Here is a 21294-nt window from a genome sequence, read left to right as displayed (position 1 = left end):
AAGAATTAGTTGCCGTGAAAGACGGAACTTTGTGCACGAGGGAGAGGATCTGCATTGCCATCGGATGGTATTTAATATGCCTTTATGTGGAATATAAAGTTGCAACCGTTTGGATAATTTTTGGTAAATCCGTGCCATACTGGGCACCCATGCGCAGCCTTCCAACTTGCCGATGACGCAGCCGAGCCACCATGTTCCTTGACGACCCCTCCCGACCCGGCCCTGCCATCCTTGCCCACGTGGCGCGCCATCCCTTCGTCTACCTGTCGCTCGCCCTGCACACCGTGGTCATGGTCGCGCTGCAAGGGGTGCACGTGGCGGGCAATGCGCGCGTGGAGCGAGCACGGCAGCAGCACCTCGTCGAAGCCGGCCAGCGCTTGACCGAACAGGCCCGGCTCGAGAAACGCGTGCAGGACATGGCGCGGATCAAGGCGCTGCTCGAAGAGAGCGCGGCGGCCGGCCCCGCGCGTCGCGCGCAAGCCGGCGCGCAGGACGATGCCGCACGGCCCCGCCCGGGCCACGAGACGCCCGGCAAGCTGCTCGAGACCGCCACGGCGCTGGCGCGCGCCATCGACGGGATCGAGCGGGACATCAAGGCGGCGCGACTCGCGACGCTGCTCGCGATCCCGAAGGAGAAGGCGCTCGAACGGTTGGCGCAGGCCAGCCCGCCGCCGGAGACCGCGCGCCCCGCGCCGCGGGACGCTGCCGACGCCGCGGCGCGGATCGCCGGGCTCGAAGCGCGGGCGCGCGCCGCCCTGGAGCAGCGCCGGCGCGAACTGGAGCGCCAGCGCGACGGCACCCCGGTGACGGCCGGCCCGGCGCGCCCCGCCGGCATGCGGCCGTCGGAGGACGGCAGCCTGGCGCCGGGCGATGCGGCCCTCGGCGCAGCCACGGGCCAGGGCCCGGCGACGCAGGGCAAGACCAGCGGCGTGGCGCTGCTGTCGGTGCTGGAGCGGATCACCGACTTTTCGCATCCCGACCTGCCGGAGCAGCCGACGAAGGCCTATGCGGCATCGGGCCAGTACGGGCTCTTCGACGGCGGCAAGGGACGGATCCCCGCCGTGGGCGCCGGCGCGGTCGCCAAGGGGTCGGGCGGCGTGATCGGCCCCGGCGGTCCGTACGCCAGCCGCGTGTTCGTCGATCGCTGGTACCTGATCGGTCCCTTCGAGGGCCGGCATGGCGCGGGCCTGTTCGCCAATGGCCGCCACCCGCCGGAGCAGGCCGTCGTCCTGGACGCCGCCTATCGCGGCAAGGATGGCCGCCTGCTGCGCTGGGAATACGTCGACGCGGCGCGCTATCCGCTGGTGCCGCCGGTGGCCGAGGAGGACGCCGTGTACTACGGCTATACGGAACTGATGATGGACGAGGACAGGGACCTGACGATCTGGGTCGGCGCCGACGACGACGCCCGGCTCTGGCTCAACGACAGGCTGGTCTGGGGTGGCGGGAACGTCGACAAGGGCTGGTTCTTCGGCCAGGCGTACGACACCTGGAATACCCACGTGCGCGACTACAACCTGAGCGAGGGCCGGCGCACGGTACGCTTTCGCAAGGGCCGCAACAAGCTGTTCTTCAAGCTCTCGAACGGCCCGACGCGGGTGTTCTTTTCGCTGGTGCTGACGACCTGACCGCGTCCGCGCCGGCGGCGGCGCGCCGCCCCAGCGCGGCAATGATGGCCGTGTCGTTCGCGTGCGCGGCGACGTCCGCCAGCCGCGCCGGCGGCACCAGGTGCACCGCCTGCGTCTCCCAGCCCATCAGCGCCGGATTGCCGCCGACGCGGCGCGCCAGGTAGTAGCGCGTGAAGGTCCGGGTGCGGCGCACGTCGGCCAGGAAGGCGACGATCTCGACGGCCAGGCCCGATTCCTCGAACACCTCGCGCACGGCGGTCGCCTGCAGGCTGGCGCCGGGATCGACGCGCCCCTTCGGAAAGGTGGCCGCGTAGCCGCCGAACGCATTGGTCGGCGCCACCAGCCACACGCGTCCGTCGTCCTCGACCACCACCGCGCCGGCGGCGGCCTCCAGGCCCGGGGGCAGGACGAAGGCCGGTTCCTCGATGCCTGCGGGAGGGGGCAGGCCGGCGAGGCCGGCGGGGCCGAACGCGAGGCCATTGAGCGCCGCGGGCACGCAGCCGCCCGGCACGGCCGTCGCCACGCGGGCGGGGTCGTGCCAGGCGTCGGGCTCACAGGGCGACGACGGGCGGGCGATGAAGACCGGATGGCCGTCGTCGTCGGGGCAGGGATGGCAGATTGGCGTGGGCATCGTGGCGGCAGTCCGGGGGAAACGCGACGATAGCACGCCGGCACACCGCCGCGCCGGACGTCGGCGCGACCGCGAGTCCCGTCCGCTGCCGCCCCAGCCGATTTGCGCTGCCACAAACCGGGGTCAGAGCCCGGCTCTGACCCCGGCTCTGACCCCGGTTTTGGGAAATGGTGTTGGGGAACGGCTTTGGCGGCGGGCGAACTTGTTCTTTCCTTGGGCGGCGCCATGAAAAAAGGCAGCCCGTGGGCTGCCTTCGGGGGCGGGGGCGTGTGCTACCACCAGACGCCGTAGATCATGGCCACCAGCACGCACACGACGGCCGAGCCGAACGCGAACGCGCCGTCGACCCGGAACAGCTGGCGGTCGACGACCAGCGCCTTGATCTTGGTGGCGTCGCCCATCCTGCTGATGACGACCATGCCCGCAACCACGGCCCAGAACACGATGAACATGCGGTCCAGGAACGGGATCTCGTAGACGCCGTGGCCGTTGTCGGCGGCGAAGCCGATCGGGGCCAGGAAGCGCAGGTCCATCATCTCGGGCAGGAACTTCAGCACGATCGAGAACACCAGGCCGCCGATGGTCGCGAACATCGCGGCCGGCGCCGTGGTCTTCTTCCAGAAGAAGCCCAGCAGGAACATGGCCAGGATGCCCGGCGAGACGAAGCCGGTGTATTCCTGGATGTACTGGAAGCCGCCCTTCTTGTCGATGCCCATGAACGGCGCGATGCCTACCGCCAGCAGCATCGCGATCACCACCGAGACGCGGCCGATCCACACCATGCGCTGCTCGCCGGCGTCCTTGTTGAAGTTCTTCTTGTAGATGTCGAGCGTGAAGATGGTCGCGATCGAGTTCGCCTTGCCGGCCAGCGAGGCCACGACGGCCGCGGTCAGCGCGGCGAAGGCGACGCCCTTCAGGCCGGACGGCAGCATGGCCAGCAGCGTGGGGTAGGCGCGGTCCGGATTCAGCTCGCCGCCGACGCGCATCGCGTCGCCCAGCACGCCGGCGCGGTCCAGCGCGAACGCGGCGATGCCCGGCAGGACGACGATCACCGGCATCAGCAGCTTCAGGAAGGCGGCGAACAGCAGGCCCTTGCGCGCCGTCCGCAGGTCGGCGCCGAGGGCGCGCTGGGTGATGTACTGGTTGCAGCCCCAGTAGTTCAGGTTGACGATCCACATGCCGCCGATCAGGGTGGTCAGGCCCGGCAGGTCCATGTAGTTCGGGTCGTTGCGGCCCAGGATCATGTTGAAGTGGTCGCGCGTGCTGCGGAACAGTTCCGTCGCGCCGCGGATGGCGCCGTTGCCCTGGCCCAGCGTCGCCACCAGGTCGAGCGCGATCCAGGTCGTGACCAGGCCGCCGATCACCAGGCACAGCACCTGGATCACGTCGGTGTAGCCGATGACCTTCATGCCGCCCAGCGTGATGATGGTCGCGAAGATCGCCAGGAACAGCATGCACGGGAACACGCCGATGCCGACGATGCTGCCGATCGCCAGCGCGCCCAGGTACAGGATCGAGGTCAGGTTGACGATCACGTACAGGCCGAGCCAGAACAGCGCCATGGTCGTGGCCACGGCCTTGCCGTAGCGTTGCTCGAGGAACTGCGGCATCGTGTAGATGCGGTTCTTCAGGTACACCGGCATGAAGAACACGGCGACGATGACGAGGGTGGCCGCGGCCATCAGTTCGTACACGGCGATCGCCATGCCAATGCGGTAGCCGGAACCGCTCATGCCGATGAACTGCTCGGCCGAGATGTTGGAGGCGATCAGCGATGCGCCGATCGCCCACCACGTCAACGACCCCTCCGCGAGGAAGTAGTCGTGCGAGGCGGATGTCGAAGCACTCTTCTTGCGCCGGTAGACCCAGATGCCGTAGCCGGCCACGACCACGAAGTAGACGAGGAAGACGAATGTGTCGAGGGATGAAAACAGGTTCATGGATAGGTGTCTCGTATTGCGGACGTGGCGTCCGCTGTTTGTTATGTCGTCGGCCGATGCCTTGCGCCCACGTGCCGCGGTCGGGTGAACGTTGCCTGTGTTCTACGTTCACCCTGGCAAGAGGTTATCGGAAATGTCACTGAATCGCCATGCCGGTGACCGCCCGCCAGTGCCTGCGCATGTTACTGTTTGCGCAAACATTTGAATCCTAGCATGCTTGCGGCCGATTTTGAAACCGTTTTCAGAAATCCCGGCGCGGGTACTGGAAGCACGCGGCCCCGGCCGTAAATATGCCTAAGGGAAAGGAACGCGGGGATGCTGTTAAAACGACTATACTGGCCCCAAGCCTGATGTCACCTTGACAAGGTGGCGCGAGGCGCGTAACGGCGTGCGCCGGTCGGCGCAGCCCCTGGAACGCACATCATCAGGAGGACAACATGAAACTCACCATGCTTTCGATCCGCAGCATCGCGGCGGCGTGCGCCCTGTGCGCCGTCGCCACCGTGCCGGCCGTGGCCGCGCAGCAGCAGACCGCCAAGAAGCCCGGCGACCCGGCACGCTGGTACCAGGGCAACAAGAACCAGCAGCAGAGTCTCTCCACCATCAAGAAGGAAATCAATGCGGCCTACGCCCAGCAGAAGGCCGAGTGCGGCCGCGGGGCGAAGAGCGAGCGCGCGTCGTGCCTGGAGCAGGCGCGCCAGGTCTACCGCGACGACATGGCCAATGCGAAGCAGCTGGTGGCCGAGGCGCCCAGCGGCAGCGTGAGCGAGCGCGTGGTCAGCACGACCGCCGCGCCGGATCCGGCCGATGCCGGCGCCACCGCCGTGGGCGGTTCGCAGGGCGGCGCGACGTCGTCGGGCGGCGCCGGTGTGGCGGACGCCACGCCGCGCAGCCTCGACGAGGGCGCCGCCGCGACGGGCAACTCGGGCACCGGCATCAGCGCCTCGGGCAGCGGCGAGACGGGCGCCACCGGCAGCTCGTCCACGGGCGCCACCGATGCGGGCACCGGCACCGGTCCGCAACCGATCGCGCCGCAGCCGATGCAGCCGCCGCCGCTGGTGACGCCGCCGCGCAGCGAGGACACGCCGATCCAGCGCTGAGCGTACGAGTCGCGCCACGGGGCGGTAGCGTGGTGTCCGGCGTGGCCGGATGCTACACTACCGCCCTTTACGTTTTGCCATGCCGGATCCATCGATGACGAACGCGGCGCCCCTGCCCGAACCGACCGAACTGCGCGCCGCGGCCCTGCGCTGCCTGGTCGAGACCGACCCTGCCGCCAAGGCCGCCGGCGTGGCCGCGCTGGCCGCGGCGCACGCGGCCGGCGCCCTGGCCATCGACACGGCCGCCGTGCTCGTCCCCGCCGCCGGGATTCCCGGCCGGCCGGCGCGCCCGGAACTGGTGCCGCCGCGCCTGGTGGGCCGCCGCTCGATGGCCACCGTCGAGGGCCGTGCGATGCTCGTGCACGCGCTGGCGCACATCGAATTCAATGCGATCAACCTGGCGCTGGACGCCGTCTGGCGCTTCGCGCACATGCCGGCGCCGTACTACACCGACTGGCTGCGCGTGGCCGCCGAGGAGGCGTACCACTTCGGCCTGCTGGCGGCGCACCTGGAGGCGCTCGGCTGGCGCTATGGCGACTTCCCCGGCCACGACAGCCTGTGGGAGATGGTCGCCAAGACCAGCGGCGACGTGCTGGCGCGCATGGCGCTGGTGCCGCGCACGATGGAGGCCCGCGGCCTGGACGCGATCCCGCCGCTGCGCGCCAAGCTGGCGCAGGCCGGCGACCGCGCGGCGGCCGGCATCCTCGACATCCTGCTGCGCGACGAGGTCGGCCACGTCGAGATCGGCAACCGCTGGTACCTGTACCTGTGCGACGGGCGCGGGCTCGAGCCGGTGGCGACCTACGACGCCCTGACCGTCCAGTACCAGGCGCCCGTCATGAAAGGGCCGTTCAACATCGAGGCGCGCCGGCGCGCCGGCTTCACCGAGGCCGAGCTGGCGCGCTATGCCGGCGCCGCCATGCCGGCCTGAGGGCGGCGCGCGCCGATGGACCGTCCCGCCGACACGCCGCAGGCCGCGGCCGCACCCGCGCCGCAGGGCTTCCTGTTGACGCGCCACTGGCGCGACGTCGACGCCGGCGTGGAGGTCGAGTTCTGGCTCGCCACCGACGCTGGAGCGCGGCGCGTGCGCCTGGCGCCGCAGCCGGCCATCGCCTTCGTCCCGCAGGAGCAGGGCGAGGCCGCGCGCGGCCTGCTGGCGCGCGAACGCGGCTGGGAGCTGCGGCCGCTGGCGCTGCTGGACTTCCGCCACCGGCCCGTGCTGGGCCTGTACTGCCGCCACTACCGCCACCTGCTGCGCATCGAGAAGCGCCTGCGCGAGCACGGCATCGACGTCTACGAGGCGGACGTGCGCCCGCCCGACCGCTACCTGATGGAGCGCTTCATCACGGCGCCGGCCACCTTCGCCGGCCTGCCCGCGCCCGGCGCGCCGGACCTGCTGCGCGACGCCCAGCTCAAGCCGGCGCCCGGCTACCGCCCGCTGCTGCGCACTGTCTCGCTCGACATCGAAACGACGATGCAGGGCGAGCTGCGCTCGATCGCGCTGGAAGGCTGCGGCCAGCGCCAGGTCTACATGCTCGGCCCGGCCAACGGCGACGCCACCGGCCTGGACTTCGACTACGAGGTCTGCGCCACCCGCGTGGCGCTGCTGGACCGCTTCGAATCCTGGATCCGGCGCCACGACCCGGACGCCATCATCGGCTGGAACCTGGTGCAGTTCGACCTGCGCGTGCTGCAGCAGCACGCGCAGCAGGCGCAGCGCCCGCTGCGCCTGGGCCGCGACGGCAGCGCCATCGAGTGGCGCGAACACGGCAGGCAGGAACACTACTTCGTCTGCATCGCCGGGCGCCTGGTCATCGACGGCATCGAGGCGCTGCGCTCGGCCACCTGGACCTTCCCCTCGTTCAGCCTGGAACACGTGGCCCAGAGCCTGCTGGGCGAGGGCAAGGCGATCGACAACCCGTACGACCGGATGGCGGGCATCGACCGCATGTTCGAACAGGACAAGCCGGCGCTGGCGCGCTACAACCTGCGCGACTGCGAGCTGGTCACGCGCATCTTCGCCAAGGCGGGCCTGATGGCCTTCCTGCTGGAGCGCGCCAGCGTCACCGGCCTGGCGGCGGACCGCAGCGGCGGCTCGGTGGCCGCCTTCGAGCACGCCTACATGCCGCTGATGCACCGCCTGGGCCGGGTGGCCCCGAACATCGGCGACGTGCCGGGCGCGGACAGCCCCGGCGGCTTCGTGATGGATTCGCGCTCCGGCCTGTACGATTCGGTGCTGGTGCTGGACTACAAGAGCCTGTATCCGTCGATCATCCGCACCTTCCTGATCGACCCGGTCGGCCTGGTCGCCGGCCTGGAGGAGGACGAGGCGGATACCGTGCCCGGCTACCGCGGCGGACGCTTTTCGCGCACGCGCCACTGCCTGCCCGGCATCGTGGCGCGGGTCTGGCAGGAGCGCGAGGCGGCCAAGCGCGAGCGCAACGCGCCGCTGTCGCAGGCGCTGAAGATCATCATGAACGCCATGTACGGCGTGCTGGGCACCACCGGCTGCCGCTTCTTCGACCCGCGCCTGGCCTCGTCGATCACGATGCGCGGCCACGACATCATGCACCGCACGCGCGCGCTGATCGAGGCGCGCGGCCACCAGGTGATCTACGGCGACACCGACTCGACCTTCGTCTGGCTCGGGCGCGCCCATGCGGAGGAGGACGCCGCGCGCATCGGCCGCGACCTGGTCGAGCACGTCAACGGCTGGTGGCGTACGCACCTGCAGGAGGAGCTCGGCATCGACAGCGCGCTGGAGCTGGAATACGAGACGCACTTCCGGCGCTTCCTGATGCCGACCGTGCGCGGCTCCGACGAGGGCAGCAAGAAGCGCTACGCGGGCCTGGTGCGGCGCGCCGACGGCAGCGAGGAGGTGGTCTACAAGGGACTGGAGACGGTGCGTACCGACTGGACGCCGCTGGCCCAGGCCTTCCAGCAGGGGCTGTACGGCCGCATCTTCCGCGGCGAACCCTACGAGGAGTATGTGCGCGACTACGTGGCGCGCACCCTGGCCGGCGACTTCGACGCCCGGCTGGTGTACCGCAAGCGCCTGCGCCGGCCGCTCGAGGACTACCAGCGCAACGTCCCGCCGCACGTGCGCGCCGCCCGCAGCGCCGACGAGTTCCACCTGCGTCGCGGCCGTCCGGCCCAGTACCGCAACGGCGGCTGGATCCGCTACGTGATGACCCTGGCCGGGCCGGAGCCGATGGAACTGGTGGAGGCGGGCGGCGCCGCCGCCATCGACTACGAGCATTATCTGACGCGTCAGCTCGAACCGGTGGCCGACGGGATCCTGCCGTTCCTGGACGACAGCTTCGCGCGCTTGACCAGCAGGCAGGGCGCGCTGTTCTGAACGCCCTGCGCGGGTGGCTACATGCCCGCCGGCGGCGTCACCGGGATCGGATTGCGTAGCGACAGGTTGATGACGTTCCAGCCGCGGATGACGGCGATCGCATACCCCAGTTCCGCGATCTCGGTCTCGCTGAAGTGTTCGCGCAGCGCGGGCCAGGCGGCGTCGGTGTCGTCGCGGCCGGGCAGGGCGTTGACGGCGTCGGCCCAGGCCAGCGCGGCGCGTTCGCGCGCGTCGAAGAACGGCGACTCGCGCCAGGCGGCGATGCTGTTCAGGTGGCGCGGGTCGACGCCCTGCCCGACGAGGTCGCGCCAGTGCATGTCCACGCACACGCCGCAGCCGTTGACCTGCGAGACGCGCAGGTTGACCAGCTCGACGAGGCGCGGGCCGAGCGAGCTTTGCTTCGCGGCGTGCGACAGGGCGATCATCGCCTTCAGGGGCGCCGGGGCCAGGTTGAACAGGGGGATGCGGGCAGTGTGCGACATGGTGCGTTCCTTTCGGGTTGCCGGACGCGGAATGCGTCCTCATGCCTGTTAGACGTGGCAGCGGCGGCGCGTGTGACAGGCGCCGGAACCCTCACCGTTCCGATTCGCGCCGCAGCAGCGCGGCCTTGCGCTCGATGCCCCATGCATAGCCCCAGGCGCCACCGTCGCCGCGCACCACGCGGTGGCAGGGAATCGCCACCGCGTGGACGTTCGCCGCGCAGGCCGCGGCCACGTCGCCCAGCCGGCCCGGGACGCCGCAGATGCGCGCCAGCTCGGCATAGCTGACGGTCGTTCCCGGGCCGATGGCGCGCAGCGCTTCCCAGACGCGCCGTTGAAACGCGGTGCCGCGCACGTCCAGCGGCAGATCGCAGCACAGCGCCGGCCGCTCGACCATGCCGGCCACGCGCGCGACCAGTTGCTCGTAGTCGGCATCGGCGCCGACCAGGGTCGCGCGCGGGAAGCGGTCCTGCAGGTCACGCAACAGGGCGTCGGGATCGTCTCCCAGCAGGATCGCGACGACGCCGGCGGCGCTCGACGCCACCAGCAGCGCGCCCAGGCTGGTGGCGCCGACGGCGAAACGGATCGTCTCGTCGGCGCCGCCGGCGCGGTAGCGGCGCGGCGCCATTCCCAGCGCGGCCGGCGCGGTGGCATAGAAGCGCGAGCTCGAGCCGAAGCCGGCCTCGTACAGCGTGCGCGTCACGCTGGCGGCGCCCGGCAGGGCCCGGCGTAGCCGCTCGGCGCGGCAGGCGGCGTGGTAGGCCTTGGGGCTGATGCCGGTGACGGCCTTGAACAGGCGATGGAAGTGGCTGGGGCTGCGTCCGGCCTGCGCGGCCAGCGCCGCCAGCGGCAGCGCGTGCTCGCTGGCGGCGATGGCGGCGCAGGCGCGCGCCACCAGTTCGACGTTGCGCTGCTGCGTCGACATGCCTTCCGGATGGCAGCGCCGGCAGGGCCGGCAACCGCTGGCGCGCGCCTGCTCCAGCGTGTCGTGCAGCCGGACGTGGCGCGGATCGGCGGTGCGCGCCGGGCACGACGGCCGGCAGAACACGCCGGTGCTGGCGACCGAATACCAGAACGCGCCGTCGGCGCCGCGATCGCGCGCCACGATGCGCTGCCAGCGCGGGTCGTCCGTCACGGCCGGGTGGCCGGACTGCGCGGCGCCGGCCATGGTCAGCGCGCCGGCTGGCGCAGCGCCGTGCCGAACGGATTGTCGATCAGGTAGCGCCACAGTCCGTCGGGACCGCGCCGCGCGATGTCGTTCGCGGTGGCGACCATGTCGACGGGCGCGCCGTCCGGTCCGGTGCCCACGATGGACCAGTCGAGGACCAGCGAGGCGATGTCGCCGGCCACGAAGATGTGGCGCGCGCTGATGCGCATCGGCAGGCCGAGGCGGAAGTACTTGCGCAGCTCGGCGCGGATGGCGTCGGGGCCGCGCTGCGCGACGCCGTCGGCGTCCACCAGCATCCCTTCCGGGTCGTAGAACCCGAGCATGACGTCTTCGTCGAGCGAATTGATGTGGGCAAGCAGCGCGTCGACGATGCCTTCGGGGCGGTCGGCGAGACGGTAGGCGGTCATGGCGTTTCCTTTCGTGCGTGATGAAGAAGGCGCCATTGTGCTTGCCGCGGCACGGCGTGGCTTCCCGGTTCTTATCATCAAACCCGGACTCCCGTTCGCCGCGACGCCGCGCGCACGCCTACGCCGCCAGCGGCCCGCGGTGCAGCGTGACGGGCGCTTCCTTCGGCGGCGGTTCCGGCAGCAGGTCGGCCAGCGTGTGGCGGTCCAGCTCGGCCAGGTAGGCGGAGGTGGCGTCCTTCAGCACGCTCTTCAGGCGGCAGGCCTTGACCAGGCCGCAGGGCGTGCCGGACGGATTGAAGCATTCGGCCATGTAGAAATCGCTCTCGGCCAGGCGCACGACGGCGCCGACGTTGATGTCCTTCGGTTCGTGGGCCAGGCGGAACCCGCCGTTGCGGCCGCGGACGGTCTCGACGATGCCGTTACGGCCGAGTTCGTTCACCACCTTCATCAGGTGGTTCTTCGAAATGCCGTGCAGGTCCGCGATCTCCTGGATGGTCACCAGACGGTCGCGGTTGCTCCCGAGGTGCAGCAGGGTGCGCAGCGTATAGTCGGTAAAGGAAGTCAGGCGCATGGGCCGACCAGTATACCGGAAGCGCGTCGCGTCCGCCCGGACCGCATGCGCGGGGCGATGCGCCATCCGGGAGGGGCGGTCAGCGATAGCGCGCGGCGGGGCGGGCGTTGCCGAACAGCGTGGCCAGCGCGCGCCGGCTCGCCTCGTGGGCGTCCCAGCGCTCGGGGGCGTGCAGGCCCGGGATCGTCACCGCCTCGCCGCGACGCAGGCCGGCCAGGGCGGCGTCGACCAGCTCCCCGGCGTCCATGATCCAGTCGGCTGGCAGGCGCGCGAGCGGGTGGCCCAGCGTGTCCCAGAAGCCGGTCGCCGTCACGCCCGGCAGCACGGCCTGCACGCGCACGCCCTTGCCGGCCAGCTCGTGCTGCAGCGCCTGGGTAAAGGCCAGGACGTAGGACTTGGAGGCGCCGTACACGCCGTTCATCATCTCCGTGGCGATGGCGACGATCGACGAGACGTTGACGATGGTGCCGGCGCCGCGCGCGACCATCCCCGGCAGCGCCGCGTGCGTCAGGCGCGTGAGGGCGGTGACGTTCAGCGCGATCATGCGCGTCAGTTCGCCGGCGTCGCTGTCGAGCAGCGGCCGCATCGAGCCGACGCCGGCATTGTTGACCAGCATGGCGACGTCGCCGCGCCCGCGCAGCAGGTCCTCGACGCGGCGCAGGCCGTCTTCGCTGGCCAGGTCGGCGGCGACGACGTCGACGCTGCGGCCGGTGTCGGCGCGCAGGCGCGCGGCCAGCGCTTCCAGCGCGGCGCCGTTGCGGGCGACCAGCGCCAGGTCGTGGCCGTCCCGGGCCAGGCGCTGCGCGAACAGCGCGCCCATGCCGGCCGACGCGCCGGTGACGACGGCATATCCCTTGGTGCTCATGGTGTGTCCTTTCTCGATGGGTGAGCGATCGGATTAAGATACATCAATAATGCATCTTTAAGCGGGCGCCGCTGGCTTGGCCCGGTCGAAAACCGCGGTCTTGGCCCGGTGGGGGCAATCGTGCGTCGCTAGACTGGTGGCGTTGCGCCAGCGCGCGCGCTTCCACAGGAGAATGCATGCACGACATCGACCACATCTACATCGACGGCGCCTTCCGCGCGCCGCACGGCACCGACACCATGGAACTGATCGACCCGGTCGACGGCCGGCCGGCCGCGCGGGTGCGCCTGGCCGACGCGACCGACACGCGCGCCGCCATCGCGGCCGCGCGGCGCGCATTCGGCGCCTGGTCCGCCACCACGCCGGCCGAGCGCATCGGCTGGCTGGAGCGCCTGCAGCGGGCGGTGGCGCAGGCCGAGCGCGAACTCGTCGCGACGATGATCGAGGAATACGGCGGCGCCCCGGCCACGTGCGTGGCCACGGCGCGGCGCGCCGCCGAGTCCTTCGGCCTGGCCGCCGCGCTGCTGCGCACCTTCGCCTTCGAGCGCACGGCCGGCGCGGCCAGGGTGTTCATGACGCCGGTCGGCGTGGCCGGCCTGATCACGCCGTGGAACGCCACCTACGGCTTCGTCTGCAGCAAGCTGGCCACGGCGCTGGCGGCCGGCTGTACCGCCGTGATCAAGCCCAGCGAACTGAGCGCCCGCCAGGCGGCGCTGCTGGCGCGGGTGCTGCACGGCGCGGGCCTGCCGCCCGGCCTGTTCAACATCGTCACGGGGCGCGGCGACGAGGTCGGCGCCGAGATCGTGCGGCACCCGGACGTCGCCAAGATCTCGTTCACCGGCTCGACCGCCGTCGGCAAGGCGATCATGCGCGGCGCGGCCGACACCATGAAGCGCGTGACGCTGGAACTGGGCGGCAAGTCGCCCACGATCCTGCTCGACGACGCCGATTTCGAGGCCGCCATGCCGCTGGCCGTCGCCGCCGCCGTCAACAACAGCGGCCAGGCCTGCCTGGCCGGCACGCGCCTGCTGGTGCCGGCGCACCGGCTGGACGAAGCCGAGCGCCTGGCGGCGCGCGAGATGGCGGCGCTGGTGGTGGGCGACCCGCGCCGGCCGGACACGCGCATCGGACCGATGGTCAGCGCGCGCCAGTACGAGCGCGTGCAGGGCTACATCCGCCAGGGCCTGGCCGAAGGCGCGCGCCTGCTGGTGGGCGGTCCCGGCAAGCCGGCGGGGCTGGAACGGGGCCACTTCGTGCGTCCGACGCTGTTTTCCGGGGTGCGCAACGACATGACCATCGCGCGCGAGGAGATCTTCGGACCCGTGCTGTCGATGATCGCCTACCGCGACGACGACGAGGCGGTGGCGATCGCCAACGACACCGTCTACGGCCTGCAGGCGTACGTGTTCGGCGCCGATGCCCCCCGCGCCGCGCGCGTCGCCGCGCGCATCGAGGCGGGACGGGTGTTCGTCAACGGCCTGTACGACGTGCCGGAAGCGCCCTTCGGCGGCTTCAAGCAGTCCGGCGTGGGGCGCGAGTTCGGCAGCTTCGGACTCGAATCCTATCTCGAGCCGAAGACGGTGGCGGGCGCCTGAGCGCTCACGCGCCGCGGCCGGACAGGGCGCGCGCGATGCGCCGCGCGCCATCCTCGATGGCGTCGGCGTCGAACGGCGCGAAGCCCATCACCAGTCCGGGCGCCGGACGCGCGCTGCCGCAGTAGCGCCGCAGCGGAAAACCGGTCAGCCCGGCCGGCGCCAGGCGCGCCAGCGCCGTGTCCTCGTCCATGCCGACGAGGCGCGCCACCACGTCCAGCCCGGCCTGCGGCGCCGGCACCTCCAGCAGGCCGTGCCAGTGGCGCCGCGCCGCATCCTCGAAGGCGGCGGCGCGCGCCGCGTACAGGCGGCGCATGCGCCGCACGTGGCGGTCGAAATGGCCCTCGGCCATGAAGTCGGCCAGCACCGCCTGCGCCAGGCCGCCGGCGCCGCGGTTGGTCAGCGAGAAGGCGCGCACGAAGCGGTCGACGAGGTGGCGCGGCAGCGCGACGAAGGCCAGGCGGATGCCGGGGAACAGCAGCTTGCTGAAGGTGCCGGCCAGGATCACGTGGCGCTCGCTGCCCGGATGGCTGCGCAGGGCCGGGATCGGCTTGGCGACGAACCGGTACTCGCTGTCGTAGTCGTCCTCGAACACGTAGGCATCGTTCGCGACCGCCCAGTCGAGCAGGGCCAGGCGCCGCTGCGGCGCCAGCGCCATCCCCAGCGGCGCCTGGCGCGCCGGGGTGACGTAGGCCAGGCGCGCGTGCGGCGCGGCGCGCAGGCCGTCCTCGACCCGCATGCCGTCGGCGTCGACCGGCACGTCGGCCACGCGCGCGCCCGAGGCCAGCATCAGTTGGCGCGCGCCGGCATAGCCCGGATCCTCCATCCAGACCGTCTCGCCCGGCCCGACCAGCAGGCGCAGGCAGATGTCGAGCGCCTGCTGCACGCTGCCGAGCACCACGATCTGCTCGGGCGGCACCGCCACGCCGCGCGCCACGTGCAGGTGGGCGGCGATCGCCTGGCGCAGCGCCGCCAGGCCAGCGGGGCCGGTATCGCCGAACACGTCCGGGCGGCCCGGGCGCAGGTGGCGCACGTGCAGGCGGCGCCAGGTGTCCACCGGGAAGGCGGCGACGTCGCAGCGGTGCGGGTGGAACGGCGGCGCGCCGCCCGGCGCCGGCTGCAGCGGGAAGGCGGCGCCCAGTCCGTCCAGCCGTCCGGTCCACCAGGCCGCCGGCGGCGGTGCCGGCTCGGGGCGCGCGGGCGCCGGCGGCCCGTCGTGCGCGGCCGGCGCCTGCAGGCTGCGCTCCGGCAGGGTCGCCGCCACGCGCGTGGCGCTGCCGCGGGCGGCGTCCAGGTAGCCCTCGGACAGCAGCTGGTCGTAGGCCGCCTGCACGGTGCCGCGCGCGAGCGCCTGCTGGCGCGCCAGCGCGCGGGTGCCGGGCAGGCGCGCCCCGGGACCGAGACGCCCGTCCAGGATGGCCTGGCGCAGCGTGCGGTACAGCCAGCGCTGCAGCGTTTCGCCGTCGTCCGGGCTGCCCAGGGGAAGCGACCAGATCGGCGCATCGGTACGGCGGCGCGCGCTCATCGGCGGCCGCCCCTGCAAAGTGGACTAGTCATTTATGTGAAATCCGGATCAAGACAGGAGGCCAGTGTAATTCGAGAATGGCGCCATCGACAACCACCGAGGAGCACATCATGAAACAGGAGATCGTCATCGCGGGCAGCGGTTTCGCCGGGACCTGGGCGGCGCTGGCGGCGGCGCGCGCCGTGGCGCTGGCGGGCCGGGAAGACGGCATCGGCATCACCGTCGTCTCGCCGCAGGCCGCGCTGCACATGCGTCCGCGCCTGTACGAGGCGGCGCTGGAGGGCATGGCGCCCGACCTCGCGCCGCTGTTCGCGGCGGTCGGCGTGCGCCACCTGGCCGGCCACGTGCAGGACATCGACGCGGCCGCGCGCCGGGTCTACGTCGGCGCCAACGACGGCACGCGCCACGTGCTGCCCTACGACCGCTTCGTGCTGGCCACCGGCAGCCGCGTGTTCCGGCCGGCGGTCCCGGGGCTGGCCGCCTATGCGTTCGACGTCGACCAGCTCGACGGCGCGCAGGCGCTCGAGCGCCACCTGTGCGACCTGGCGGCGCGGCCGGCGAGCCGGGCGCGCGACACGGTGCTGGTCGCCGGCGGGGGCTTCACCGGCATCGAGACCGCGGCCGAGATGCCGCAACGCCTGCGCCGCGTGCTGGGCCTGGACGCCGACGTGCGCGTGGTGATCCTGGAGCAGGCCGAAGCGATCGGCCCCGACCTCGGACCGGCGCCGCGGCCGGTGATCGAGGCGGCGCTGGCCGAGCTCGGGATCGAGGTCGTGACCGGCGCGCGGGTGGCCGCCATCGATGCCGGCGGCGCCACCACGGCGGACGGGCGCCGCTTCGAAGCCGCCACCGTCATCTGGACCGCCGGCATGCGCGCCAATCCGCTGGCCGTGATGGTCGGCGCCGGCCACGACCGCTTCGGCCGGGTGCCGGCGGACGACTTCCTGCATGCGGCCGGGGTGGACGGGGTATTCGTGGCGGGCGACGTGGCGCGCGCCGCCACCGACGATGCCGGCAACGTGGCGGCCATGTCGTGCCAGCACGCGCTCGGCCTGGGCCGCGTGGCCGGCCACAACGCCGCCGCGGAGCTGGCCGGGCTGCCGCTGCACCCGTACCGCCAGCCCAAGTACGTCACCTGCCTGGACCTCGGCCCCTGGGGCGCGGTCTACACGGAAGGGTGGGACCGCCAGGTGCGCCTGACCGGCGCCGAGGCCAAGGCGCTCAAGCGCGCCATCAACACCGAATGGATCTACCCCCCCGCGCCGCAGCGCGAGGCGGCCTTCGCGACCGCCAATCCCGATCACGTCATCGTGCCCTGAACCGCCCATCGAAAGGAAACGCCATGTCCCACGTCCATCCCGCTTCCCTCGCCGTGGCGCCGGCGGCGCTGCGGCCGTCCTGGTTCGCCGCGCCCGCGCTGGCCGCCGTGTATCCCTACGTTTTGGCCGGTTTCCACGGCGCCGCCAGCGCGATCGCCGTCGGCGCCGGCTGGGAAGCCTGGCTGGCCGCCGCGACGCTGCTGCTGGCCGCCAACGTGCTGCCGCTGCTGGCGCTGGCGCTGGCGGTGCGCCTCGGGCGCGAGCCGCGGCCGAGCGCGGCCCAGCTGCTGGCGCGCCGCGTGGCGCTGCTGGCGGTGGGGGTGCCGCCGCTGTTCACGCTGGCCGGCGTGGTCTTCATGCTGCTCGGCCATCCCGCCTGGGACCTGCCGTTCACGCTGGCGCTGTGGGGCGCGCTGGCGCTGGCCGTGGCGCTGGCGCCGCGCAGCGCGCCGCCGGTGGCGCCGGCCGCGGCCGGCAATGGCCGCTGGCGCGTCGCGCACGGCATCGCCGCCGTCGTCGCCGTGCTGTACCTGTGCGCCCACCTGGCCAACCACATGGTCGGCTGGATCGGCCCCGACGCCCACGCCGCCGTGATGAAGGTGCTGCGCACGGCGTACCGCTCGCGCGCCGGCGAACCGCTGCTGATCGGCGCCTTCGGCTTCCTGATCGTGAGCGGCGCGCTGATGGCCTGGCGCCTGACCGGACGCGCCAGCGACGCCGTGCGCACCTTCCAGGTCGCCGGCGGCGTGTTCCTGGTATTCGCCGTGGTCAGCCACGTCAACGCCGTGCTCTACCTGGCGCGCGTCGTGCTGCGCATCGACAGCGACTGGGGTTTCGGCGTCGGCGCACCCAACGGCCTGCTGAAGGACGCCTGGAACATCCGCCTGCTGCCGTACTACCTGCTGGCGGTCTTCTTCGCCATCGCCCACGCCTTCTGCGGCCTGCGCGGCATCCTGCTGGCGCACGGCAAGGGGCGCCGCCTCGGCGACCGCGTGCTGGCCGGCGGTACCGTGTTCGCGGCCACCGTCGCGATCCTGATCACGATGGCGATGTGCGGCCTGCGCATCCACGTCGCCTGAACCGGGAGGATGCCATGGATGACCTGTTCCATGCCGACACCGACGCCGAGCTGCGCGCCTGCTGGCCCGCGATGGCGACGCTGCGCCCCGCGCTGGCCGATGTCGACGCCTTCCTGGCCGCCTGCGCCCGCATGCGCGCCGGCGGCTACCGGATCCTGGCGGCGCGCGCGGGCACGGAGGTGGTCGCCCTTGCCGGCTACCGGATCCAGGAAAACCTCGTCTTCGGCCGCTTCCTGTACGTGGACGACCTGGTCACGCTGCCGGCGGCGCGCGGCCACCGCCACGGCGCGCGCCTGGTCGAGGCCTTGCGCGCGATCGCCCGCGCCGCGCTCTGCAGCCGGGTCGTGCTCGACACGGGCCTGGCCAACGTGCGCGCCCAGCGCTTCTATTTCCGCGCCGGCCTGCTGCCGCTGGCGCTGCGTTTCGCGGCGGATGCCGCCGCGCCCCGAACCGAACTGCCATGAGGAGAATTCCATGAACATCCTGCACATCAGCGCCAGCCCGCGCGGACGCGAGAGCGACAGCCATTGCCTGTCCGAGCACGTGGTGGGCCACCTGCACCGGCGCCGTCCCGGCGCGCGCGTCGTCCAGCGCCTGCTGTCGCTGCACGACCTGCCGCACGTGGACGGCGACTATGCGCACGCCCTCGGCGGCGGCGACGGCGCCGCCGGCGGCGCGTCGCTGGCGCGCTCCGACGTGCTGATCGCGGAACTGGAAGCCGCCGACGTGCTGGTGATCGGCACCCCGATGCACAACCTTACCGTGCCGTCGGCGCTGAAGGCCTGGCTCGACCACGTGGTGCGCGTGCACCGCACGATGCGCCTGACGCCGCAGGGCAAGGTCGGCACGCTGGCGGACCGCCCCGTGTACGTGGCCGTCAGCAGCGGCGGCCTGCGCACCGGCCCGCGCGCGCGCCAGCCGGACTTCCTGGAGCCCTACCTGCGCGCCGTGCTGCCGATGATCGGCCTGCGCGACATCACCGTGTTCTCGCTGGAAGGCACGGCGCTCGGCGCGCAGCGCGCCGAGGCTGCCCGCGTCGCGGCCCGCGAGGCGGTCGACGGCTGGTTCGCCGCGCTGCCGGCGCCGGCCGGCGCCCGTGTGACCGGCGCCCTTCACGGCGAATGACATCGCTTGACTTGCCCGCGCGGGGGGCCGCGGCCGATGAAGACGGCATCGCAACCCGCGGCGCCGGCCGCACCAGCAGGAGCCAGACCATGTCGACGATTCCGAACCACGTGCACGTCGTGCACGCCGACCCCGCGATGGACGCGGGCCTGTACGCCATCCTCGCCGCGCACGCGGACTGGCGCGTCACCAGCGAGGCGCGCGAACCGGCCCAGCGCGCGCTGGCGCGCGTGCTGGTGGCCGACCATGCGACCGGGATCGCGCTGGCGCGCGCCGGCGCGGGCCGCCAGGCGGTGCTGGTCGTCAGCCAGCGCGACAAGGAGTGGGACGTGCGCACCGCGATGGAAAGCGGCGTGCTGGGCTACCTGCACCAGTCCTGTCCGGCGGACGAGCTGGCGCACGCGGTGCGCCAGCTGCTGCGCGGCATCCGCTACCTGAGCGAGCCGGTCTCGCGCAACGTGGCGGCCGGCCTCGGGCGGGCCGCGCTGACCGAGCGCGAGACCGACGTGCTGCACCTGCTGGCCGAGGGGTATTGCAACAAGCTGATCGCGCGCCGCCTCGGCATCGGGGTCGGCACCGTCAAGACCCATGTGAAGGGCGTGATGAGCAAGCTGGACGCGACCGCCCGCACCCACGCCGTCGTCGTCGCGGCGGCGCGCGGCCTGATCGATCCGGGCCGGCGCAGCGCGGTCCCGGCGCCGGAGCAGGCGCCGGTGGCGCGGGCGGCGCGGGTACTGCAGTGACGGCAGGGGGCGGCCCGGCGCGATGCCCGGGCCGCGCCGCTCAGCCGTTCAGCCGTCCAGCGCAGCCGCCAGCCGCGCGGCCAGCACCGCCGCCTGGCCGGGGTCGGCGACGTTGGCGAAGCCCAGCAGCAGGCCGGCGCGCGCGCGCGGCCCGGCGTACCAGGACGACAGCGGCTGCACCGCCAGTCCGCCGGCGCGCAGGCGCGCCGCCAGCGCACGGTCCTCGCCCTGCGCCAGGCGCGCCAGCAGGTGCATGCCGCCCGGCGGCGGATCGATGTCGAGCCGGCCGCCGGCGGCGTCCAGCAGGGCCGCGCGCAGCAGCGCGCTGCGCTCGGCGTAGAGCCGGCGCATGCGCTGGATGTGGCGCACGAAATGCCCTTCCTGCAGAAAGTCGCGCACGATCGCCTGGGTCAGCAGCGGCTGGCCGGCGCCGAAGGTGGCGGCGTCGGCCTCGAAGCGCTCCACCAGCGCCGGCGGCACCACCAGGTAGGCCAGGCGCAGCGCCGGGAACATCACCTTGCTGAAGGTGCCGCAGTAGAGCACGCGGCCGTCGCGGTCCAGGCTGGCCAGCGCCGGCAGCGGCTTGCCGGCATGGCGGAATTCGCCGTCCTAGTCGTCCTCGACCAGCCAGGCGCCGGTGCGCGCCGCCCAGTCGAGCAGTTCCAGCCGGCGCGTTCCGGACAGGGCCACGCCCAGCGGGCACTGGTGCGCGGGCGTGAGCACGGCGGCGCGCGCCGCCGGCGCCATCGCGAGCGCCTGGGCGACGGCCAGTCCCCCGGCGTCGACCGGCACCGGCACGGTCTCGATGCCGAGCGCGCCCAGCAGGTGGCGCGTCGGCGGAAAGCCCGGATCCTCGGTCCAGGCCCGGTCGCCCGCCCTGAGCAGCACGCGCGCGACGCGGTGCAGCGTCTCGCGGTAGCCGGCCGTCACGAACACCTGTTCCGGGGCGCAGCCGATTCCGCGCGCGATGCGCAGGTGGGCGGCGATGGCCGCGCGCAGGCCGGGCGCGCCGAACGCGGATTCCTTGAGCATGTGGCGCGCCTGGGTGGCGCGCGCGGCGCCGGCGGCCAGGCGCGCCCAGGTCTTGCGCGGGAACCGGTCGAGCGCGGGAACGCCCATCTGCAGCGCGAGCGGCGCGACGGCCGCGCCCAGGTCCAGCGGCTGGCCGGGGCGGGCCGGCGCCGGCGCCGCGGCCGGCGCTTCGGCCGCCACGGGCAGCGCGGTGACGACGGCGCCGGCCGCCCCGCGCGTCTCGACGCAGCCTTCGGCGGCCAGCAGCGCCACCGCCGCGGCCACGGTGCCGCGCGCCACGCCCAGTTCCTGCGCCAACCAGCGCGCGGCGGGAATGCGGTCGCCCGGCCGCAGCAGGCCGGCGCCGATGGCGTCGCGCACGCGCTGGTGCAGCTGGCGGTAGCGCGGCAGCGTGCTGGCGGGGTCGAGCGTCAGGTAGGAGGGAAGCGGGGCGCGGTTCATGGCGATGGTCGTGGTCGACCGCCGATTATGCCACCGGTGTGCGGCCGCGGGCGAGCGCGCGCCCGGCTGGCGCCTTCTTGGCACAGCCGGAAAGTGCGGACTTGGCACAGCCGGGCGGGCCGCGCGCACGCCGCTGGCCGGCTTGCGACGGCCGGCCGCCGCCGTTCCCGGGGCCACCGAGGATGGCTGACATGCCCGGCGCCGGCTGAAGCGCTCGCGCGGCGCGGGCCGGGCGGCGTCGGTGGCGTCGCGTCCCGGCTGGCCGTCCAGGCGTCCGCCCCGGCCGGCGCC

General features: G+C 72.9%; 20 protein-coding genes. 10 read left to right on the top strand and 10 right to left on the bottom strand.

Annotated elements, in window-relative coordinates; all coding sequences use genetic code 11:
• The first annotated feature begins 191 nt into the window (after positions 1-191).
• Positions 192-1628, top strand: coding sequence for a hypothetical protein (locus tag QZ749_RS24825; protein ID WP_296953025.1), 1437 nt, complete (start codon positions 192-194; stop codon positions 1626-1628).
• Here QZ749_RS24825 and QZ749_RS24820 read toward each other — a convergent pair.
• Complete coding sequence (locus QZ749_RS24820; RefSeq protein ID WP_296953023.1) at positions 1573-2259, bottom strand: NUDIX hydrolase; 687 nt, start codon at positions 2257-2259, stop codon at positions 1573-1575. The two genes, QZ749_RS24825 and QZ749_RS24820, sit on opposite strands and share 56 nt — an antisense overlap.
• A gap of 272 nt (positions 2260-2531) precedes the next feature.
• Positions 2532-4199, bottom strand: a complete 1668-nt coding sequence (locus QZ749_RS24815) for a sodium/solute symporter (RefSeq protein WP_296953021.1) — start codon at positions 4197-4199, stop codon at positions 2532-2534.
• 437 nt (positions 4200-4636) lie between these two features.
• Here QZ749_RS24815 and QZ749_RS24810 point away from each other — a divergent pair, with 437 nt between their 5' ends.
• The 3 genes from QZ749_RS24810 (at position 4637) to QZ749_RS24800 (ending at position 8657) form a co-directional block, all read left to right on the top strand.
• The gene (locus QZ749_RS24810; protein WP_296953017.1) at positions 4637-5299 is read left to right on the top strand and encodes a hypothetical protein; all 663 of its coding nucleotides are present in this window, start codon (positions 4637-4639) and stop codon (positions 5297-5299) included.
• 79 nt (positions 5300-5378) lie between these two features.
• Positions 5379-6230, top strand: a complete 852-nt coding sequence (locus QZ749_RS24805) for a ferritin-like domain-containing protein (protein ID WP_296953015.1) — start codon at positions 5379-5381, stop codon at positions 6228-6230.
• A 15-nt stretch (positions 6231-6245) separates the two neighbouring features.
• Positions 6246-8657 (top strand): DNA polymerase II, encoded by a 2412-nt coding sequence (locus QZ749_RS24800; protein WP_296953013.1) that lies wholly within the window; start codon positions 6246-6248, stop codon positions 8655-8657.
• A 17-nt stretch (positions 8658-8674) separates the two neighbouring features.
• Here the strand turns inward: QZ749_RS24800 and QZ749_RS24795 are convergent, their stop codons facing one another.
• From QZ749_RS24795 to QZ749_RS24775, 5 genes are all read right to left on the bottom strand, one after another.
• Positions 8675-9139 (bottom strand): carboxymuconolactone decarboxylase family protein, encoded by a 465-nt coding sequence (locus tag QZ749_RS24795; RefSeq protein WP_296953011.1) that lies wholly within the window; start codon positions 9137-9139, stop codon positions 8675-8677.
• Positions 9140-9230: 91 nt separating this feature from the next.
• Positions 9231-10304 (bottom strand): bifunctional DNA-binding transcriptional regulator/O6-methylguanine-DNA methyltransferase Ada, encoded by a 1074-nt coding sequence (gene ada / locus QZ749_RS24790; RefSeq protein WP_296953008.1) that lies wholly within the window; start codon positions 10302-10304, stop codon positions 9231-9233.
• Positions 10305-10306: 2 nt separating this feature from the next.
• Complete coding sequence (locus QZ749_RS24785) at positions 10307-10711, bottom strand: nuclear transport factor 2 family protein (protein ID WP_296953006.1); 405 nt, start codon at positions 10709-10711, stop codon at positions 10307-10309.
• Between the two features lie 118 nt (positions 10712-10829).
• Positions 10830-11282 carry an Rrf2 family transcriptional regulator gene (locus QZ749_RS24780; RefSeq protein ID WP_296953004.1) on the bottom strand — a complete coding sequence of 151 codons (453 nt, stop codon included), beginning with the start codon at positions 11280-11282 and terminating at the stop codon, positions 10830-10832.
• Positions 11283-11361: 79 nt separating this feature from the next.
• Positions 11362-12147 carry an SDR family oxidoreductase gene (locus tag QZ749_RS24775; protein ID WP_296953002.1) on the bottom strand — a complete coding sequence of 262 codons (786 nt, stop codon included), beginning with the start codon at positions 12145-12147 and terminating at the stop codon, positions 11362-11364.
• Positions 12148-12323: 176 nt separating this feature from the next.
• Here QZ749_RS24775 and QZ749_RS24770 point away from each other — a divergent pair, with 176 nt between their 5' ends.
• Positions 12324-13742 carry an aldehyde dehydrogenase family protein gene (locus tag QZ749_RS24770; protein WP_296952999.1) on the top strand — a complete coding sequence of 473 codons (1419 nt, stop codon included), beginning with the start codon at positions 12324-12326 and terminating at the stop codon, positions 13740-13742.
• Between the two features lie 4 nt (positions 13743-13746).
• On the opposite strand, the gene QZ749_RS24765 is transcribed toward QZ749_RS24770, so the two are convergent.
• Positions 13747-15264, bottom strand: coding sequence for a PLP-dependent aminotransferase family protein (locus QZ749_RS24765; RefSeq protein ID WP_296952997.1), 1518 nt, complete (start codon positions 15262-15264; stop codon positions 13747-13749).
• A 110-nt stretch (positions 15265-15374) separates the two neighbouring features.
• On the opposite strand from QZ749_RS24765, the gene QZ749_RS24760 reads away from it, so the two are divergent.
• The 5 genes from QZ749_RS24760 (at position 15375) to QZ749_RS24740 (ending at position 19530) form a co-directional block, all read left to right on the top strand.
• Positions 15375-16583 (top strand): NAD(P)/FAD-dependent oxidoreductase, encoded by a 1209-nt coding sequence (locus QZ749_RS24760; RefSeq protein ID WP_296952995.1) that lies wholly within the window; start codon positions 15375-15377, stop codon positions 16581-16583.
• 23 nt (positions 16584-16606) lie between these two features.
• The gene (locus tag QZ749_RS24755; protein ID WP_296952993.1) at positions 16607-17662 is read left to right on the top strand and encodes a hypothetical protein; all 1056 of its coding nucleotides are present in this window, start codon (positions 16607-16609) and stop codon (positions 17660-17662) included.
• A 14-nt stretch (positions 17663-17676) separates the two neighbouring features.
• Entirely contained in the window at positions 17677-18126 is a 450-nt protein-coding gene (locus QZ749_RS24750; protein WP_296952989.1) for a GNAT family N-acetyltransferase, read from the top strand.
• Positions 18127-18136: 10 nt separating this feature from the next.
• Positions 18137-18787: an FMN-dependent NADH-azoreductase gene (locus QZ749_RS24745; protein ID WP_296952987.1), complete on the top strand. Its 651-nt coding sequence runs from the start codon at positions 18137-18139 to the stop codon at positions 18785-18787.
• 89 nt (positions 18788-18876) lie between these two features.
• Positions 18877-19530, top strand: coding sequence for a response regulator transcription factor (locus QZ749_RS24740; RefSeq protein WP_296952985.1), 654 nt, complete (start codon positions 18877-18879; stop codon positions 19528-19530).
• A 48-nt stretch (positions 19531-19578) separates the two neighbouring features.
• Here QZ749_RS24740 and QZ749_RS25620 read toward each other — a convergent pair whose 3' ends face one another.
• Together QZ749_RS25620 and QZ749_RS25615 are read right to left on the bottom strand one after the other, a co-directional pair.
• The gene (locus QZ749_RS25620; protein ID WP_307726682.1) at positions 19579-20091 is read right to left on the bottom strand and encodes an aminotransferase class I/II-fold pyridoxal phosphate-dependent enzyme; all 513 of its coding nucleotides are present in this window, start codon (positions 20089-20091) and stop codon (positions 19579-19581) included.
• Positions 20092-20139: 48 nt separating this feature from the next.
• A complete protein-coding gene (locus QZ749_RS25615; protein ID WP_307726679.1) occupies positions 20140-21003 on the bottom strand; it encodes a PLP-dependent aminotransferase family protein in 864 nt (287 codons plus the stop codon).
• Between the last annotated feature and the right edge of the window lie 291 nt (positions 21004-21294).

It is taken from the genome of uncultured Massilia sp., assembly GCF_913773735.1.
GTDB lineage: Bacteria > Pseudomonadota > Gammaproteobacteria > Burkholderiales > Burkholderiaceae_D > Telluria.
This window is presented reverse-complemented; position numbering and strand designations above follow the sequence as displayed.

Bases quoted from the DNA above. Each gene is read 5' to 3' on its own strand.
- QZ749_RS24825 (WP_296953025.1), top strand. From the start codon at position 192: ATGTTCCTTGACGACCCCTCCCGACCCGGCCCTGCCATCCTTGCCCAC.
- QZ749_RS24820 (WP_296953023.1), bottom strand. From the start codon at position 2,259: ATGCCCACGCCAATCTGCCATCCCTGCCCCGACGACGACGGCCATCCG.
- QZ749_RS24815 (WP_296953021.1), bottom strand. From the start codon at position 4,199: ATGAACCTGTTTTCATCCCTCGACACATTCGTCTTCCTCGTCTACTTC.
- QZ749_RS24810 (WP_296953017.1), top strand. From the start codon at position 4,637: ATGAAACTCACCATGCTTTCGATCCGCAGCATCGCGGCGGCGTGCGCC.
- QZ749_RS24805 (WP_296953015.1), top strand. From the start codon at position 5,379: ATGCCGGATCCATCGATGACGAACGCGGCGCCCCTGCCCGAACCGACC.
- QZ749_RS24800 (WP_296953013.1), top strand. From the start codon at position 6,246: ATGGACCGTCCCGCCGACACGCCGCAGGCCGCGGCCGCACCCGCGCCG.
- QZ749_RS24795 (WP_296953011.1), bottom strand. From the start codon at position 9,139: ATGTCGCACACTGCCCGCATCCCCCTGTTCAACCTGGCCCCGGCGCCC.
- ada (WP_296953008.1), bottom strand. From the start codon at position 10,304: ATGGCCGGCGCCGCGCAGTCCGGCCACCCGGCCGTGACGGACGACCCG.
- QZ749_RS24785 (WP_296953006.1), bottom strand. From the start codon at position 10,711: ATGACCGCCTACCGTCTCGCCGACCGCCCCGAAGGCATCGTCGACGCG.
- QZ749_RS24780 (WP_296953004.1), bottom strand. From the start codon at position 11,282: ATGCGCCTGACTTCCTTTACCGACTATACGCTGCGCACCCTGCTGCAC.
- QZ749_RS24775 (WP_296953002.1), bottom strand. From the start codon at position 12,147: ATGAGCACCAAGGGATATGCCGTCGTCACCGGCGCGTCGGCCGGCATG.
- QZ749_RS24770 (WP_296952999.1), top strand. From the start codon at position 12,324: ATGCACGACATCGACCACATCTACATCGACGGCGCCTTCCGCGCGCCG.
- QZ749_RS24765 (WP_296952997.1), bottom strand. From the start codon at position 15,264: ATGAGCGCGCGCCGCCGTACCGATGCGCCGATCTGGTCGCTTCCCCTG.
- QZ749_RS24760 (WP_296952995.1), top strand. From the start codon at position 15,375: ATGAAACAGGAGATCGTCATCGCGGGCAGCGGTTTCGCCGGGACCTGG.
- QZ749_RS24755 (WP_296952993.1), top strand. From the start codon at position 16,607: ATGTCCCACGTCCATCCCGCTTCCCTCGCCGTGGCGCCGGCGGCGCTG.
- QZ749_RS24750 (WP_296952989.1), top strand. From the start codon at position 17,677: ATGGATGACCTGTTCCATGCCGACACCGACGCCGAGCTGCGCGCCTGC.
- QZ749_RS24745 (WP_296952987.1), top strand. From the start codon at position 18,137: ATGAACATCCTGCACATCAGCGCCAGCCCGCGCGGACGCGAGAGCGAC.
- QZ749_RS24740 (WP_296952985.1), top strand. From the start codon at position 18,877: ATGTCGACGATTCCGAACCACGTGCACGTCGTGCACGCCGACCCCGCG.
- QZ749_RS25615 (WP_307726679.1), bottom strand. From the start codon at position 21,003: ATGAACCGCGCCCCGCTTCCCTCCTACCTGACGCTCGACCCCGCCAGC.